The organism is Vibrio sp. 10N.222.48.A3, from assembly GCF_041475345.1.
Classification (GTDB): domain Bacteria; phylum Pseudomonadota; class Gammaproteobacteria; order Enterobacterales; family Vibrionaceae; genus Vibrio; species Vibrio tasmaniensis_A.
The window spans coordinates 1-587 of the sequence record NZ_JBFRVX010000642.1; the positions used below are offsets into that span (position 1 = coordinate 1).

At 41.2% G+C, this 587-nt stretch carries 1 pseudogene; it reads left to right on the forward strand.

Features of this window, described 5'->3' with window-relative positions:
- Positions 1 to 305, forward strand: a pseudogene (locus AB4653_RS17595) (hypothetical protein); the annotation flags it as partial.
- Positions 306 to 587 lie beyond the last annotated feature (282 nt).

Below are 587 nucleotides of genomic sequence, written 5' to 3' on the forward strand. Positions count from 1 at the left end.
ATATTGAGTACTTAGACAGTGTTTTCGATTTTATTAAAGAAAACGGCTTAGCTACTGAGGAAATAGATGCTATCCGTGCTCAATGTGACATTGACTTAAACACATTTGGAAACTTACTTCCTGTAGCATCTGAGTTAACGGATGAACACTTCAAAGCTTGGTCTAGGGTTGTGTATTTCTTGGTCCGCATATCTAAAGGATTGGGCGACGATGAAGAAAGTATTAAGTACATAATCACAAATATCAAACGGTACGAGAACGCTTCCCATGCTAGTGGAATATATGTTGGGTCAAAAAACGTTTAGCAGTTATTCTTTTGACTACAAACATGTAATATTTTCAACCGGTTATCATTTTATGTAGTCAATGGAGTAGGTTAGATGTCGAGTTTAAAGGTCTGGAGAGCTAGATAAATCAAGGTGTGGGGACTGACCTGGTCTTATTTGAATTTGGTGGGCACCCAAGGTTTCGCAGGCATACGGCGACCGCCACGAAACGGTAATGGATGTTCTTTAGGTGGGTAAAACTTTGGGGAATCAATTCGACCGTGGCGTTCGACGAGCTGACGATGTTCGTCGCGCCAATAC